We start from the raw sequence: 14,855 nt of genomic DNA on the forward strand, positions 1-14,855 counted from the left end.
CGTCGTCCGGTCACCGTTTCACCCCTCGTGCTTGGCCTTTGTCGCGACTGTCCGATATGGGGACATGGGGTCGACAGGCGTGGTGATCATTTCAGGCAGGGTGATCATTTACGGCTCAGGTGTAGAAACGACCCCCGAGCGCATGATCGTTTACGGCCCTGGAGCGCGCTGACCGCCTCCGGTTACACCTCACGCGTAAACGATCATGCGGATTGGGCCGGAATTACACCTCGCCCGCAAACGATCAAGAAATCGGCGACCCGGACCACCTGGCGGAAGATCATTCCCACAAAGAGCACCTGCTCGTCGCCTATCGCGTACCCGTTGCGGCGCCGGCGGTCGTCGAGGAGGGCTGACCGGTCAGGATCACCGCCGCCACGGCGTCGGCCAGGCGGGCGTGGCCGGCGCCGGTCAGGTGGATGCCGTCGGCGCCGGCGGCCGCCACGCCCGCCGCGTCGAGGAACAGCAGTCCCCGCCGGCGGGCCAGGGCCGCGTACGCTTCGGCGAACCGGTCGGCCTTCGCGACCGAGCCCGCGTCGAACGCCACCATGTCCACGGCGAATCTCGGCTGCTCAGGATCGATGCGGATCGGGCTGACCAGGACGACCGTCGCGGCCCGCGCGTACCGGGCCACGTCGTCGAGGAACGCCTCCCACTGGCCGATCAGCTTGTCGACGCTCAGGCCGAACTCGGTCTTGACGTCGTTGGTACCCAACATGATCACGATGACGTCGAGGGGCTGGCGCGCCGTGGGTGTTGGAGTCGCCGAAGCACAGCACCGTCTTCATCGCGGCCATCATCGCGGCATCGTACGCCCGGCCTGCGTACGCGGTCGTCAGTCGACCGGAACGGGCTCGGCGGCCGGCCGCGGATCGGGAACCTCCCGGACGGCGGGCGGCCGGGTACGCGTACGCGCAGAGGTGAGCAGGAGTGCGGCCAGACCCGCCAGCAGCCCCCAGAAGGCCGACCCGATGCCCACAATGGACAGTCCTGCCGCGGTGACCACGAAGGTGACGACGGCGGCCTCGCGGCGCTCGGGTTCGGCGAGCGCGTTGGTGAGGGCGGACGCGAGCGCGGGGATGAGCGCGAGCCCGGCGACGGCGGTGACCAGGACGGGCGGGGAGAGGGCGACGAGCGCGGTGGCCAGGCCCGCGCCGAGGCCGAGGACGAGCTGGCCGGCGCCGAGCGCGACGGTGGCGATCCAGCGGCGGCCGGGGTCGCGGTGGGTGTCGGGGCCGGCGGTGAGCGCGGCGGTGATCGCGGCGAGGTTGATCGCGTGGCCGCCGAAGGGCGCGGCGGCGGCGCTGACGAGGCCGGTGGTGATCAGCGCGCCGCGCAGCGGCGGGTCGTAGCCGAAGGTGGACAGGACCGCGGCGCCGGGTACGTTCTGGCCCGCCATCGTGACCAGGAACAGCGGTACGCCGAGGCCGACGGCCGCGGCGACGGTGAAGCCGGGCGTGGTGAACTCCAGGGCGGGCCGCAGCGCGGCGGCCGACAGACCCGGGGTGCCCTGGACGGCGATGGCCGTGATCGCGGCGGCGAGCGCGCCCGGCACGGCCCACGGCCGGGCGAACCGGAACAGGACCGCCCACGTCAGCGTGACCGGTACGGCGAGCAGCGGCACGTCGACCACGGCGTGCACGGGCGTGGTGCACAGCGGCAGCAGCACCCCGGCGAGCATCGCGCCCGCGATCGGGCGGGGGATCGCCGCCACCAGGCGGGCCAGCCACGGCACCGCTCCCGCGAGGACGGTCAGGGCCGCGCTGACCAGGAACGCGCCGACGGCGACCCGGAAGCCGCCCGTGACCGGGCCGCTCGCCACCAGCAGGGCCGCGCCCGGGGTCGACCAGGCGATCGCGATCGGCATGCGGTACCGCAGGGCGAGGAAGATGCCCGCGACCGCGATGCCGGCGCAGAGCGCGAGCAGGCCCGACGCCGCCTGCCGCTGGGTCGCTCCGACGGCGTGCAGGCCGGCGAGCACGACCGTGAACGCGCTCGCGTACCCGACGACCGCGCTGACCAGGCCGGTGAGGACCGGCTGGAGCGTACGCATGACTCACACCTCCGGGCTGTTCCGTTTACGGAACGGGTGGAACGATACGGGCATGACCGTCCGTGGCACAAGCCGTTATGACCCCGCCATCGGCCGGCGTCTGCGCGAGCTGCGTGAGGCGCGTGGGATCTCGCTGTCCGAGCTGGCCCGCACGGCCGGCGTCGGCAAGGCCACCCTGTCCGGCCTGGAGAACGGCACCCGCAACCCCACCCTGGAGACCATGTACGCGATCGCGGCCGCCCTCGGCCTGCCGATGAGCGCGCTGACGGTCGACCCGGGCGCGCCGGCCCGCACGGCGGACCCGATCCGGGGCGCGGCCGTGGTGTCGACGCTCCTGGAGGTGTTCCACGAGCCCGCGGCGACGTACGAGTACTTCCGCCTCGTGGTCGTGCCCGGCGTAGTGCAGACATCGCCGGCGCATCTGCCGGGGGTGACCGAGCACCTGACGGTCTATAAGGGACGGATCGTGGCGGGGCCGGTGGAGGCGCCGCAGACCGGCGGGCCCGGCGACCACCTCAGTTGGGTCGCCGATGTCCCCCACATCTACGCAGCTTCCGAAGGGGAGGCGGAGGCGAGTCTTCTGATCCGCACGCCGCGAGTCTCGTGATCGTCTTCCTTTCTGCCTTTCCGGCTTGCTTGCGCGCCGTCGGTCTTCTTCTTGATATGCGGTAATACGCGTTGCGGCGCCGACCGTGTCCGAGGAGATCTTCGATATCGGGGGCGTGGTTCGGCCGTGGAGTGGTTGGCGGTGATCGTTTGCCGCTATGACGGCATTTTCGGCCCTCTCGTCGTGATCAAATACCGCTGATACGGCAGAAAGCGCTCTCTCGCCACAATAGTGGTATTTGATCAAGGGAATCGCCATCGCAGTGCCGTAATAAGGGTATTCGATCATGCCGATCGTGCCGTGGCCCCGACCCATAGCGTCCCCGTATGCGGCAGCTTGGGCATGGGGGAGTGCCTACATCGGACAGTCGGGGTGAAGTGTCTCGGGTGTCGGCCCTACTGCCTCGTCGCCAGCCCGGTGATCTTTTGATGTATACGGATGAGGTGTATCGCGGCCGTTGATACACCCCATCCGTATACATAGCCAAGATCGGGTTCGAAGCGCCACGGGGGCATCTCGTGATCTTGGCGGGATTCGTCAACCGTACTTGATCTCCAAAACCGCTGTGTGACGATGACTGCGTGGGGTTCATCAGCGTCCGGGGCGCCCGGGAACACAATCTCCGATCCGTGGACGTCGAGTTCCCCCGCGACGAGATCGTGGCGGTGACCGGCGTCTCCGGGTCGGGCAAGTCCTCGCTCGCCTTCGGCACCGTGTACGCCGAGGCCCAGCGCCGCTACCTCGAATCCGTCTCCCCGTACGCGCGGCGCCTGCTGCATCAGGTCGGCGCGCCGAAGGTCGACGAGATCTCGGGACTGCCCCCGGCGGTCGCGCTCGGCCAGCGGCGGGCCGTGCCGGGGATGCGCTCGTCGGTGGGGACCGTGACGACCCTGTCGAACCTGTTGCGGATGCTGTACTCGCGGGCCGGCGACTATCCGCCCGGCGCGGCCCGGCTGGATTCGGACGCGTTCTCGCCGAACACCGCCGCCGGCGCGTGCCCGGAGTGCCACGGGCAGGGGCTCGTGCACAAGGTCACCGAGGACTCGCTGGTGCCCGACCCGTCGCTGTCCATCCGGGACCGGGCGATCGCCGCGTGGCCGGGTGCGTGGCTGGGCAAGAACTTCCGCGACATCCTCGCGACCCTCGGCTACGACATCGACCGGCCGTGGGCCGACCTGCCGGAGCGCGACCGCCACTGGATCCTGTTCACCGAGGACCAGCCGGTCGTGACCGTCCACCCCGAACGCGAGCCGGGCCGCATCCAGCGGCCGTACCAGGGGAGGTATCAGAGCGCCGAACGCTACGTGCTGCACACGTTCGCCACGTCGCAGAGCCTGCCGATCCGGGAGCGGATGCGGCGGTTCCTGCGTACGGAGGCGTGTCCGGTGTGCGGCGGGGCACGGTTGCGGGCCGAGGCGCTCGCCGTCACGTACGCCGGCCGTGACTTCGCCGCCATGGCCGCGCTGCCGCTGTCCGGCCTCGCGGACGCCCTGCGCGACACGGCTTCCGGCGAACCCGCCGCCACCATCGTGCGCGACCTGCTCGCCCGCGTCGAGCTGCTCGTCGAGCTCGGCCTGGGCTACCTCAGCATCGTGCGGCCCACCCCCACGCTCTCCGCCGGCGAGCTGCAGCGCCTGCGGCTCGCCACGCAGCTGCGCTCCGGCCTGTTCGGTGTGGTCTACGTGCTCGACGAGCCCTCCGCGGGACTGCATCCCGCCGACACCGAACCCCTCCTGACCCTGCTTGCGCGCCTCCAGGCCGCGGGCAACTCGCTGCTGCTCGTCGAGCACGACCTCCAGGTCGTACGCCGTGCGGGCTGGATCGTCGACGTCGGCCCGGGTGCGGGCGTCCACGGTGGCGAGGTGCTCTACAGCGGACCGGTCGACGGCCTGGCCGGGGTGGCGGAGTCGGCCACCGGCCGGTACCTCTTCGACCCGCCGCCCCCGCCCGACCGCAAACCCCGCGAGCCCGCCGGCTGGCTGCGGCTGGCCGGGATCGACCGGCACAACCTGCGCGGGCTGGCCGCGGAGTTCCCGCTCGGCGTGTTCACCGCGGTCACCGGGGTCTCCGGTTCGGGAAAGTCCACTCTGGTCAGTCAGGTGCTCGCGGACGTGGTGGCCGCCGCGCTGCGTACCTCGCCGGACGACACTGGGCCGGACGACGCGGAGCCGGCCGCTGACGAGGACGACGAAGAGCCCGTCGACGCCTCGGTCGGTGTCACCGCCGGCGGTCTCGACGCGATCGACCGGCTCGTACGCGTGGACCAGCGGCCGATCGGGCGTACGCCGCGGTCGAACCTGGCCACCTACACCGGGCTGTTCGACGCCGTCCGCAAGATCTTCGCGGCCACTCCGGAGGCGAAGAGCCGCGGCTACAAGGTGGGCCGGTTCTCGTTCAACGTCGCCGGAGGCCGGTGCGAGACCTGCGAGGGCGAGGGCTTCGTCGCGGTCGAGCTGCTCTTCCTGCCCGGGACCTACCAGGCGTGCCCGACCTGCGGCGGTGCGCGGTACAACGCCGAGACGCTGGAGGTCGCGTACCGGGGGAGGTCCATCGCCGACGTGCTCGGCCTGACCGTCGACGAGGCGGCCACGTTCCTCGCCGACGTGCCGGCCGCCGCGCGCAGCCTGTCCGTGCTCGCGTCGGTGGGCCTGGGCTACCTGACCCTCGGCCAGCCCGCGACGGAGCTGTCCGGCGGCGAGGCGCAGCGCATCAAGCTGGCGACGGAGCTGCAACGCGGCCGGCGCGGTCGCACCCTCTACCTGCTCGACGAGCCGACCACCGGCCTGCACCCGGCCGACGTCGAGGTGCTGTCCCGGCAGCTGCACGGCCTCGTCGACCAGGGGCACACCGTGATCGTCGTCGAGCACGACCTGAGCGTGGTCGCGTACGCGGACTGGGTCATCGATCTCGGCCCGGGCGGCGGTGACGAGGGCGGCCGGATCGTCGCTGCCGGTACGCCTTCGACGGTCGCGACGGCCCAGGACAGCCGGACCGCGTCCTACCTCGCCGAGGCGCTGGCCCGGCGCTGACGATGAGCCGATGACAACGAGCTGATAACAACGAACTGTTGCCAACATGCTGTTGCCAATGAGCTGATGTCAACAGCATGTTTTCAACATTCTGTTGACGCGATCGGCATGATCATGCTGGGATGGTGCCCATGACCGATGAGCTGTTCGCCGCACCCGACGCCGGGCTGGCCCGCGCGCACCGCGACTTCGCCGCCCTGCACCGCATCATGGAACGGCACGGCGCCACCGAGGCGCAGCGGTCCCGGTGGAGCCACCCGACGGTGATCGACGCGTACGAGGCGGTGTGCCTGATCGTGTCCCTCGCGGCCGGAGCGGCGCTGCCGGAGGCGGACGAGGCGCCGATCGACGAGGCGGATCTCCTCGCCGCGCTGACCCTGCTGCCGCGTGTACGCGCCGACCTCGACACGCTCGAAACCGGCCTGCTCGACCTGGCCCGCAACCGCGGCCTGACCTGGCAGTCGATCGCGTACGGGCTAGGGTTGAACACGGCTCAGGCGGCGAAGCAGCGCTACGACCGGGTGGCGGGCCGGGCGGCTTCCTGAGCGGGTCCCGGCGCTGATGCCCTGATCGGTCACCGCGATCAGGACGTCGCGGAACAGTTCGACACCGTGTGTCACCGCGTGTCGACTCTGTGTCAGATCAAGGACTCGAGACTTATCTATAGACGTAAATGTGTCGACCATATTTCGCGATACGCATTGAACTATGCGCATCTATGAAGGGAGGCACATGGAGCCCGTCTCACCGGCCGTGTCTCGCCGTGGCCTGCTCACCGCGGCTGCCACTGCCGGATCCGTCCTCGTCCTGACCGCGCCCGCCCGGGCATCGGCCCATGTATCCACCGTGCCCGCCGAGTTCCGGGAGCACGACCGGATCGCGACCGTGGTCACCCAGTCGCCGGCCGGCCTGCCGGTGGCGCACACCTACGCCGCCGACTTCCACGACCGGCTCGGCGACTGGATCCGCATGTGGTGGGCGAGCGCGCCCAGCGCCTGGATCGCCCCGTTCCACGTGATCACCTCGGGAACCGCTCAGGGCGGCCACGCCCTGCTGCTCAACGGGATCGGGTACACGCGGGCCGGCAAGTCCCAGCTCGGCTTCGACGCGGCGGTCCGCGACAGCCGGTACTGGGCGACCGTCGCCAGCCTGTACCGGCACTTTCCCTCGGTGACGGCACGTGCCGGGCACCTGGAGATCTCCGACGGGCAGGCCGGTTTCACCGGAAGCTCGGAGCAGATCGGCTTCGTCCGGGCCAGCCTCACCCAGGTCTGGGGACAGGCGCAGGCCCCGTCCGACATCGCCGGCCGTACCGGCTGGAACGCGTTCACCGAGGCCACGGCGCGCCAAGGTCTGTCCAACCACCACAGTCTCTAGGAGAGTGTTCCATGGCTACTTCCCGTCAGCAGTTCACCTTCGTCGTCGACGGCGTGGACCTCACCGACGACCAGAAGGTGCGCATCGCCAACGAGATCCAGAAGGCCGGCCTCGCCGCGCTGGCCACCGCCAGCGTCAAGCTCCTGCGCCCGGTGACGGTCGGTCATGCCAACTGGCCGGGTCTGCGGCCGGAGTGGTACGGGCTGTGGGTACTCGACGGCCCCCGTGCCGACCAGGTCGGCGCGCAGATCAACAACCTCGGCTTCTACCAGTAATGCTCGAGGACCAGCCTCGGGCCGGGCACCCCGAGGGCGACACCGCCGAGCGCATGTGCCCGAGCACCCCGACGAGCAACGCGACGGTGTTCCTCGGCATGATCACGCCGGCCGGCAAGGTGGCCTACGTGACCCCCGCGGTACCCGCGTCCGTCCTTCTGTCCGATATGGACGCTGGGGAGGCCGGGCAGCCGCTGGAGGCCGCGTACCGGTTCGCCGGGCCGTGCGTCACCGCGAAATGCGGCTTCTGGACCGGTGAGCACTGCGGTCTGGGAGCCAAACTCGTCGAGTCGTACCAGGCCGTCGGGGGTGAGCCGGTCGACCTGCCCAAGTGCGCCATCCGGCGTACCTGCCGCTGGTTCGCCGAGCAGGGGCCGGCCGCGTGCTCACCCTGCTCGTACGTGGTCACCGACGCCCGCTAGCGCGGGGTGGCCCGGGCTCAGGCCTCGGGCCACCCCGCCAGCTCGTCGCGCATCAGCCGCAGCTCCCGCACCGCCGCGCCGGCGTCGCCGTGGGCGGCGTCCTCGGGCAGCAGCTCGATCTGGCCCGAGCGGGTCCAGGCCAGCGTGTTGGCGATGTCGGCCGTCGGCCGAAGCTCGAAATCGTCCTCGACCGCGGGCAGCTCGCGCCCGGTCTCCAGCTGGAGCCACTGCGCTGCCAGCCAGGCCGCCTGCGAGCGCACGTGCATGCGTACGTCCTGGTCCTCCGACTCGACCAGCGAGAAGTAGGTCAGGTGGTAGTGGATCGGCGCGGGATCGAGCCGCGTGCCGCCGCCCGCGTAGCGCCGGAACCGTTCCACCGCCTCCGGCGTGGTCATCTCCTGCTCGTCGTAGAGGTCGCCGTCGCGCGCCGCGACCTGGTCGAGCAGCGGGGAGATCGCCGCGAGCAGCCACCCGAGGCGCTGCCGCGGCGCGAGCCGCTCCACAGCGGAAGTCAGCCGGTCGAGCTCACGCTGATAGTCAAGGTCCGCGTCGGTCACGCCGCACATGATCATCGTGTACGCGCCGAAGCGCAACACTCGTGAAGGAGTACACGGAAACGGTTCGCCGGCTCGGCTGAGTTCTGACACAGTGTCGGGCCATGGCCGACTTCCACCTTGCGACCGCTCGATGAGCGCAGCGTTCTACTCGCACGCGAAGCTGTACGACCTGATGTTCCCGGGCGGCGGCCCCGCGGTCGACTTCTACCGGGCCGAAGCCCGGCGGCAGGGCGGAAGCGTCCTGGAACTCGGGTGCGGCACCGGACACAAGCTGATCCCCGTCGCCGCCGACGGGCGTCCGTGTGTCGGGCTGGACTTCTCACCGGACATGCTGGCCGAGGCCCGGCGTAAGGCGGACGAGCGCGGTGTGGCAGTGGAATGGGTCCAGGGCGACATGCGTGCCTTCGATCTGGGGCGCACGTTCGACTTCGTGTTCATCACCGCCAATTCCCTCCTGCATCTGCATGAGGCTGAGGATCTGGCGAACTGCTTCCGAGCGGTCCGAAAGCACCTGGCTCCCGGTGGAAGGTTCGTCTTCGACGTGTTCAACCCGAGCGTGCGCCTGCTCGCCGATGCCGACGGCGTACGGCGTACCCGGGAGTCGTTGTCGTTCGTGGATCCCGACCGCGGCGAGGTGAGCGTCGACGTCGAGGAGATCTACGATGCGTCCGCGCAGGTCACCCGCGGGACGTGGCACCTGTCGACGGACACCGAGCCCGACTTCGTCGTCGTGCCGCTGGAGATCCGGAGCATTTTCCCGCAGGAGCTGCCACTGCTGGTCTCGCTCGGCGGTCTTCGGCTCGTCGAGCGGTTCGGCGACTGGTCTGGCCGGCCGTTCACCGGCCAGGCGCCAGTGCAGCTCTGCGTCTGCACGGCCGCGTGACCGAAGCTCTGAGCTGATCGAAGCCCTGAGTCGGTACCGGCGGAAACGCGGGCCACGCAAGATCGTTTCCGCCGCTATGCTTCCCGCTCGTGATCTTCGAGGTGATCCGGTGGATACGGCAGGTCGAGAGCGTCCCTGAGTTCGCGGCGATCCAGGCGGCGGCCGCGAGCGAGCCGGGCCGCGCACTGGAACTCGCGTGGACGGCGTACGAGCGTACGCAGGCCTGGGGTGGTCCTGCCGCCGCGTACGGGCAGGCGGTCCTGGGCGGGCAGCTGGCGCACGTCGGGCGGTGGGAGGACGCCCTGACGCATCTGCTTCCGGCGATCACCGAGTTGCGGAAAGCCCGTCATGCCGAGGATGTCCTGACTTCGGCGCTGCTGGACGCGAGCTTTGCGCACGCCGGGCTCAACGAGCCGGCCGCGAGCCTGCCGCTCGTGACGGAGGCGCTCACGCTGACGTACCGGCACGGCCGGCACCGGCTCCATCTCGATGCGTATCACCGCGGCCCGCGGGCGATCCGGTCGACTTCACAGCGGTACGCGCACTCCAGGAACGCCTCGGAATGCGATGAGACTCGCTGCGCCCATTTCCGCGCCCTTCCGGTGTCCGTACGAGAATGGAGAACGTGACCACGGAAGCCGCCGACCTGATCGCGCGGGCCCGTGCCGGTGACGGCGACGCCTTCCGGACGCTGACCGAGCCGCATCACCGGGAACTGCGGGTGCACTGCTACCGGATGCTGGGCTCGTTCCAGGACGCCGAGGACGTGCTGCAGGAGACGCTGCTGGCGGCCTGGCAGGGGCTGGCCGGCTTCGAAGGGCGTTCGGGGCTGCGGACCTGGTTGTACCGGATCGCCACGAACCGCTGCATCAACGCCCGCCGCGCCGCCGGGCGCAGGCCTCCGCTGCAGTGGAACATTCCCGGCGTGCAGCCGCCCGAGCCCACGCGGCTCGGCGAGGTCGTCTGGCTCGAACCGATCCCGGACGCCCTGCTCGACGGCGCGCTGGAGCAGGGGCCCGAGGCCCGCTACGAGCGGACCGAGGCGATCTCGCTCGCCTTCGTCACCGCGTTGCAGGTCCTGCCGCCGCGCCAGGTCGCCGTCCTCATCCTGCGCGACGTCCTGGGCTTCCATGCCGCCGAGGTCGCCGAGATGATGGACACCACCGCCGAGTCCGTGACCAGTGCCCTCAAGCGGGCGCGGGCCGGGCTGCAGAAGCCGGCCGGGCGTACGCCGCCGTCGGCCGGGTCGCCCGCCGAGGAAGCGCTCGTGAGCAGGTTCGTCAGCGCGTACGAGGCCGCGGATCTGGATGCTCTGATCGCCCTGCTCACCGACGACGTCTTCATCTCCATGCCGCCGATGCCGCTGGAGTACGTCGGCCGGCAGGCCGCGGCCCGGTTCTGCGCCGAGATCCTCGCTTCCGACCGCCGGTTCCACCTCGTCCCGACCCGCGCCAACGGCCAGCCCGCCTTCGGCACCTATCTGCGTACGCCGACCGGCTGGCACGGGACCGGGTTGTTCGTGATCGAGCTCGACGGGGACCGGATCAGCGCCATGACCCGGTTCGAGAGCACGGTGCTGCCCTGGTTCGGCCTGCCGCGCTCACTGCCGGACTGACACTCCGGCGATTCCCGACACTCCGGCGGTCACCGACGTCCGGCGGTCACCGACGTCCGGCGGTCACTGAAGCTCCGGCGGTCACTGACGTCCGGCGGTCACTGAAGCTCCGGCGGTCACTGGCGTCCGGCGATCAGGGGCGCGAGGGAGATCCCGAGGTGCAGGCGCAGCCGGTCGCGGCCGTCGGCGAGATCGAGCCCGGTCAGCCGTTCGATCTTGGCCAGCCGGTGGTAGAGGGTCTGGCGGTGGATGCTCAGCTCGGCCGCGGTCGGCTGGACGCCCCCGGCATGGTCGAGGTAGGCGCGGGCGGTCGCCAGCAGCGTGCCGTCCGGTTCGCGCAGGAGGCGCCGGACCGCCGGATCGATCACGGCGTCGCGCAGCTCCCGCTGCGGCCCGCAGGCCAGTAGCCGGTAGATGCCCAGCTCGTTCCATGTCGCGACCGGGCGCAGGGCCGGCACCTCGCGGCTGACCCGCACCGCCAGGCGGGCTTCGCGCCAGCTCGCGCGGGCGTCGGCGAGGTCGTCACGGGGCGCGCCGATGCCGACGAGGACGCCGTCGCGCGCTCCGGCCGGCAGCCGCTCGGCGTACAGGTCGCGGACGCGGGCGGCGAGGCCCGGGACGTCGCGGGTATCCGGGGCCAGCAGGCTGATGTGGTCGGATTCGCTGGCCAGCAGCACATCGCCGGGCAGGCGCCACATGTTCAGCGGGGCCGCCCGCCAGTCCGCCGCGTGCACGGTCTCCAGCACGATCGCCACGACCGGCTGGTCCCGGTCGAGCAGGCCGAGGGCGCTGATCTCCTCCGCGGCCGACTCGGCGACCGGCCGCTCCGGCGAGAGCAGGTTCTGCAGGCGGTGCTCGGCGTGCTCGCGTACGCGGGCCTGCTGGGCGAGCATCGCGCCGGCCCGGGACGCCTCGTGCATCACCTCGTTGACCAGGTCTTCGGGCATGTCGCCGTGCTCGTCGAGGAGCCACACGTAGCCGTAGGTCACCCCGTTCCAGCGGGCGGGCAGGCAGACGCGGGCGAGGGTGCCGAGTCCGGCGTCGGCGGGGATGCGGACCGGCCGGTCGCTGCGGGCGATGCCGAACCCCTCGAACCAGGCGCGGACCTCGGGGGTGGACCGCCTTTCCAGGATCGACGCCTGGCGTACGCGATCCAGCCCGCCGGACTGGGAGGCGAAGGCGACCAGGTGGAAGTCGCGGTCCTCGAGGATCGCCGAGGCGGCGACGTGCCGGGAGATCCGGTCGACGAGGTCCTGGAGGCGATCGGTGAGCACACGCGGACGCTATCAGACAGATGTATGACGGATCGGGTGGTACGTCGTGGCGTTCGTCCATGGTCCGGGACTGGCGGGTGGCCCTACGGTTCTGCCGTTGCGTCCCGCTGTTCCGTCCTAGTTCCGTCCTGGTTCCGTCCTAGTTCCGCCCGCAGTTCCTCGGAGGCTCCATGCTCAGCCGCACCCTCCTCGCCATGTCGCGCAGCGGGCGGACCCGGCGCGTCATCACCCGCGTCCCGGTGACCCGCCGCGTCGTGGACCGGTTCGTGGCCGGCGAATCGCTGGGCGAGGCCGCCTGGGTGATCCAGCGGCTGGTCGGCGAAGGTCTGTCGGTGACCGTCGACCGGCTCGGCGAGGACACGCTCGACGCCGCCGACGCGGCCGCGACGCGCGACGCGTACCTGCGGATGCTGGGGCGGTTCGCCGATCTCGGCATCGCCGGGCGGACCGAGGTGTCGGTGAAGCTGTCCGCGCTCGGCCAGCGCCTTCCCCGGGACGCCGGGCGGATCTCGCTCGACAACGCGTACGCCATCTGCGAAGCGGCGCGCAGCGCGGGGACCACGGTCACCCTGGACATGGAGGACCACACCACCGTCGACGCCACCCTGGGCACGCTCGCCGTGCTGCGCAAGGACTTCCCGTGGGTCGGCGTCGCGATCCAGGCCATGCTCCGGCGTACCGAGGGCGATCTGCGGGACCTCTCCGTCGCCGGGTCGCGCATCCGGCTCGTGAAGGGGGCGTACGCCGAACCGGCCTCGGTCGCGTTCCCGGACCGGCGCCAGATCGACGCCGCGTACGCGCGGGCGCTGGCGACGCTGTTCGGCTCGGCCGCGTACCCGATGGTCGGCAGCCACGACCCGCGGATGATCGACATCGCGCACCGGCTGATCGCCGAGACCGGCCGCACGCCGGACTCCTACGAGTTCCAGATGCTGCACGGCATCCGCACCGAGGAGCAGCGCGCGCTGGTCGCGGGCGGCGAGGTGTGCCGGGTGTACGTGCCGTTCGGCGCGGACTGGTACGGCTACTTCATGCGCCGCCTGGCCGAGCGCCCCGCGAACGTCAAGTTCTTCCTGACCTCTCTCGTCCATCGGTAGGAGACCAGCGAACATGGATGCGATCACGCGTACGCCGATCCCGGTCAACGAGCCCGTCCGCGCGTACGCGCCCGGCTCCCCGGAGCGTGCGGGCCTGGAAGCGAAGCTGGCCGAGCTCGCGGGCCGGGAGGTCGAGCTGACCTGCACGATCGACGGCGAGCAGCGGATGGCCGGCGGTGACCGGCACATGATCTCCGCCCCGCACGACCACAAGCTGCGCCTCGGCCGGTACGCGAACGCGACGCACGCCGACGCCCGGGCCGCGACGGCGGCCGCCGTGCGGGCGGCGCCGGGCTGGGCCGACATGCCCTTCGACGATCGGGCGGCGATCCTCTTGCGGGCCGCCGACCTGCTCGCCGGTCCGTGGCGGGACACGCTGAACGCGGCCACGATGCTCGGGCAGTCGAAGACCGCGATCCAGGCCGAGATCGACGCGGCGTGCGAGCTGGCCGACTTCTGGCGGTTCAACGTCCACTTCGCCCGCCGCATCCACGCCGAGCAGCCCGAGAGCGCCGACGGGGTGTGGAACCGGATGGACTACCGGCCGCTGGAAGGGTTCGTCTACGCGGTCACGCCCTTCAACTTCACCGCGATCGCGGGCAACCTGCCCACCGCACCGGCGCTCATGGGCAACACGGTCGTGTGGAAGCCCGCCCCGACCCAGGGGCTCGCGGCGCACCTGACGATGCGGCTGCTGGAGGAGGCCGGCCTCCCGCCGGGCGTCATCAACCTCGTCACCGGCGACGGGCGCGCGGTGTCCGACGTCGCGCTGGCCGATCCGGCGCTGGCCGGCATCCATTTCACCGGCTCCACCGCGGTGTTCCAGCACCTGTGGTCGACGGTCGGGGCGAGCATCGCCACGTACCGGGGCTACCCGCGGCTGGTGGGGGAGACCGGCGGCAAGGACTTCGTGCTCGCCCACACCTCGGCCGACCTGGACGTCCTGCGTACCGCCCTGGTCCGGGGCGCCTTCGAGTACCAGGGGCAGAAGTGTTCGGCGGCGTCGCGGGCGTACATTCCGCGGTCGGTGTGGGCCCGGCTCAAGGACGACCTGATCGCCGAGACGCAGGCGCTGGAGATGGGCGACGTCGCCGACTTCCGCAACTTCCTCGGCGCGGTCATCGACCGGCGGGCCTTCGACCGCCTCGACGCCGCCCTGACCCGGGCGCACGCGACGCCCGGCCTGGAGGTGGTCGCCGGGGGAACGGCCGACGCGAGCGACGGCTACTTCGTGCGGCCCACGATCGTCGTCGGCGACAACCCGGCCGACGAGGTCTTCGGCACGGAGTACTTCGGCCCGCTCCTGGCCGTGCACGTGTACGACGACGCCGACTTCGACCGTGTGCTGCGCCGGATCGACCAGCGCTCGGCCTACGGGCTGACCGGCGCGGTGATCGCGAACGACCGGACCGCCGTCCAGCGGGCCGGCCGGGCGCTGCGGTTCGCGGCCGGCAACTTCTACGTCAACGACAAGCCCACGGGCGCGGTCGTCGGGCAGCAGCCGTTCGGCGGCGCCCGCGCCTCGGGCACCAACGACAAGGCCGGTTCGATCTACAACCTGCTGCGGTGGACCAGTCCCCGCACGCTCAAGGAGAACTTCGACCCGCCGGTCCGGTCGGCGTACCCGCACCAGCTGTAGCGGAGTCGGCTGATCCCTCGCCGGGTT

The 14,855-nt window shown here is 71.2% G+C and carries 14 protein-coding genes and 1 pseudogene; 11 read left to right on the top strand and 4 right to left on the bottom strand.

The genetic code is table 11. The features are described 5' to 3' along the window. Positions 1–310: 310 nt before the first annotated feature. Both G401_RS0133405 and G401_RS0133410 read right to left on the bottom strand, forming a co-directional pair. Positions 311–736, bottom strand: a pseudogene (locus tag G401_RS0133405) (SGNH/GDSL hydrolase family protein); the annotation flags it as partial. A gap of 99 nt (positions 737–835) precedes the next feature. Then, on the bottom strand, positions 836–2,053 hold the full coding sequence (locus G401_RS0133410) for a benzoate/H(+) symporter BenE family transporter (protein WP_027345910.1): 1,218 nt from the start codon (positions 2,051–2,053) through the stop codon (positions 836–838). Between the two features lie 52 nt (positions 2,054–2,105). On the opposite strand from G401_RS0133410, the gene G401_RS0133415 reads away from it, so the two are divergent. The 6 genes from G401_RS0133415 to G401_RS0133440 all read left to right on the top strand — a co-directional run bounded on the left by G401_RS0133415 (position 2,106) and on the right by G401_RS0133440 (position 7,763). Then, positions 2,106–2,660, top strand: a complete 555-nt coding sequence (locus tag G401_RS0133415; RefSeq protein ID WP_027345911.1) for a helix-turn-helix domain-containing protein — start codon at positions 2,106–2,108, stop codon at positions 2,658–2,660. A gap of 581 nt (positions 2,661–3,241) precedes the next feature. Further along, complete coding sequence (gene uvrA, locus G401_RS0133420) at positions 3,242–5,689, top strand: excinuclease ABC subunit UvrA (RefSeq protein WP_034593928.1); 2,448 nt, start codon at positions 3,242–3,244, stop codon at positions 5,687–5,689. A 131-nt stretch (positions 5,690–5,820) separates the two neighbouring features. After that, entirely contained in the window at positions 5,821–6,234 is a 414-nt protein-coding gene (locus G401_RS0133425; RefSeq protein WP_245601919.1) for a DNA-binding protein, read from the top strand. A 187-nt stretch (positions 6,235–6,421) separates the two neighbouring features. Beyond that, complete coding sequence (locus G401_RS0133430; RefSeq protein ID WP_027345914.1) at positions 6,422–7,066, top strand: hypothetical protein; 645 nt, start codon at positions 6,422–6,424, stop codon at positions 7,064–7,066. 11 nt (positions 7,067–7,077) lie between these two features. Continuing rightward, on the top strand, positions 7,078–7,341 hold the full coding sequence (locus G401_RS0133435) for a hypothetical protein (protein ID WP_027345915.1): 264 nt from the start codon (positions 7,078–7,080) through the stop codon (positions 7,339–7,341). Further along, positions 7,341–7,763 (top strand): hypothetical protein, encoded by a 423-nt coding sequence (locus G401_RS0133440; protein WP_034593929.1) that lies wholly within the window; start codon positions 7,341–7,343, stop codon positions 7,761–7,763. Before G401_RS0133435 ends, G401_RS0133440 begins: the two co-directional genes overlap by 1 nt. 17 nt (positions 7,764–7,780) lie before the next feature. Here the strand turns inward: G401_RS0133440 and G401_RS50195 are convergent, their stop codons facing one another. After that, the gene (locus G401_RS50195; protein ID WP_157546674.1) at positions 7,781–8,320 is read right to left on the bottom strand and encodes a hypothetical protein; all 540 of its coding nucleotides are present in this window, start codon (positions 8,318–8,320) and stop codon (positions 7,781–7,783) included. A 130-nt stretch (positions 8,321–8,450) separates the two neighbouring features. Here G401_RS50195 and G401_RS0133450 point away from each other — a divergent pair, with 130 nt between their 5' ends. From G401_RS0133450 to G401_RS0133460, 3 genes are all read left to right on the top strand, one after another. Continuing rightward, entirely contained in the window at positions 8,451–9,203 is a 753-nt protein-coding gene (locus G401_RS0133450; RefSeq protein WP_027345917.1) for a class I SAM-dependent methyltransferase, read from the top strand. A gap of 89 nt (positions 9,204–9,292) precedes the next feature. Further along, a complete protein-coding gene (locus G401_RS0133455; RefSeq protein ID WP_027345918.1) occupies positions 9,293–9,832 on the top strand; it encodes a hypothetical protein in 540 nt (179 codons plus the stop codon). Then, on the top strand, positions 9,829–10,818 hold the full coding sequence (locus G401_RS0133460; RefSeq protein WP_245601920.1) for a sigma-70 family RNA polymerase sigma factor: 990 nt from the start codon (positions 9,829–9,831) through the stop codon (positions 10,816–10,818). The genes G401_RS0133455 and G401_RS0133460 overlap by 4 nt, the downstream gene beginning before the upstream one ends. Before the next feature lie 116 nt (positions 10,819–10,934). Here the strand turns inward: G401_RS0133460 and G401_RS0133465 are convergent, their stop codons facing one another. After that, on the bottom strand, positions 10,935–12,092 hold the full coding sequence (locus tag G401_RS0133465; protein WP_027345920.1) for a PucR family transcriptional regulator: 1,158 nt from the start codon (positions 12,090–12,092) through the stop codon (positions 10,935–10,937). A gap of 170 nt (positions 12,093–12,262) precedes the next feature. On the opposite strand from G401_RS0133465, the gene G401_RS0133470 reads away from it, so the two are divergent. Both G401_RS0133470 and pruA read left to right on the top strand, forming a co-directional pair. Continuing rightward, on the top strand, positions 12,263–13,189 hold the full coding sequence (locus tag G401_RS0133470) for a proline dehydrogenase family protein (RefSeq protein WP_027345921.1): 927 nt from the start codon (positions 12,263–12,265) through the stop codon (positions 13,187–13,189). 13 nt (positions 13,190–13,202) lie between these two features. Next, a complete protein-coding gene (gene pruA, locus G401_RS0133475) occupies positions 13,203–14,828 on the top strand; it encodes an L-glutamate gamma-semialdehyde dehydrogenase (protein WP_027345922.1) in 1,626 nt (541 codons plus the stop codon). Positions 14,829–14,855: the final 27 nt, after the last annotated feature.

This window comes from Hamadaea tsunoensis DSM 44101 (assembly GCF_000428945.1).
Taxonomy (GTDB): Bacteria; Actinomycetota; Actinomycetes; order Mycobacteriales; family Micromonosporaceae; genus Hamadaea; species Hamadaea tsunoensis.

What these genes read in the sequence shown, in the direction of transcription:
- G401_RS0133450 (WP_027345917.1), top strand. Translation starts at nt 8,451, where the DNA reads ATGAGCGCAGCGTTCTACTCGCACGCGAAGCTGTACGACCTGATGTTC.
- G401_RS0133435 (WP_027345915.1), top strand. Translation starts at nt 7,078, where the DNA reads ATGGCTACTTCCCGTCAGCAGTTCACCTTCGTCGTCGACGGCGTGGAC.
- G401_RS0133440 (WP_034593929.1), top strand. Translation starts at nt 7,341, where the DNA reads ATGCTCGAGGACCAGCCTCGGGCCGGGCACCCCGAGGGCGACACCGCC.
- pruA (WP_027345922.1), top strand. Translation starts at nt 13,203, where the DNA reads ATGGATGCGATCACGCGTACGCCGATCCCGGTCAACGAGCCCGTCCGC.
- G401_RS0133470 (WP_027345921.1), top strand. Translation starts at nt 12,263, where the DNA reads ATGCTCAGCCGCACCCTCCTCGCCATGTCGCGCAGCGGGCGGACCCGG.
- G401_RS0133415 (WP_027345911.1), top strand. Translation starts at nt 2,106, where the DNA reads ATGACCGTCCGTGGCACAAGCCGTTATGACCCCGCCATCGGCCGGCGT.
- G401_RS0133410 (WP_027345910.1), bottom strand. Translation starts at nt 2,053, where the DNA reads ATGCGTACGCTCCAGCCGGTCCTCACCGGCCTGGTCAGCGCGGTCGTC.
- G401_RS0133425 (WP_245601919.1), top strand. Translation starts at nt 5,821, where the DNA reads ATGACCGATGAGCTGTTCGCCGCACCCGACGCCGGGCTGGCCCGCGCG.
- G401_RS0133430 (WP_027345914.1), top strand. Translation starts at nt 6,422, where the DNA reads ATGGAGCCCGTCTCACCGGCCGTGTCTCGCCGTGGCCTGCTCACCGCG.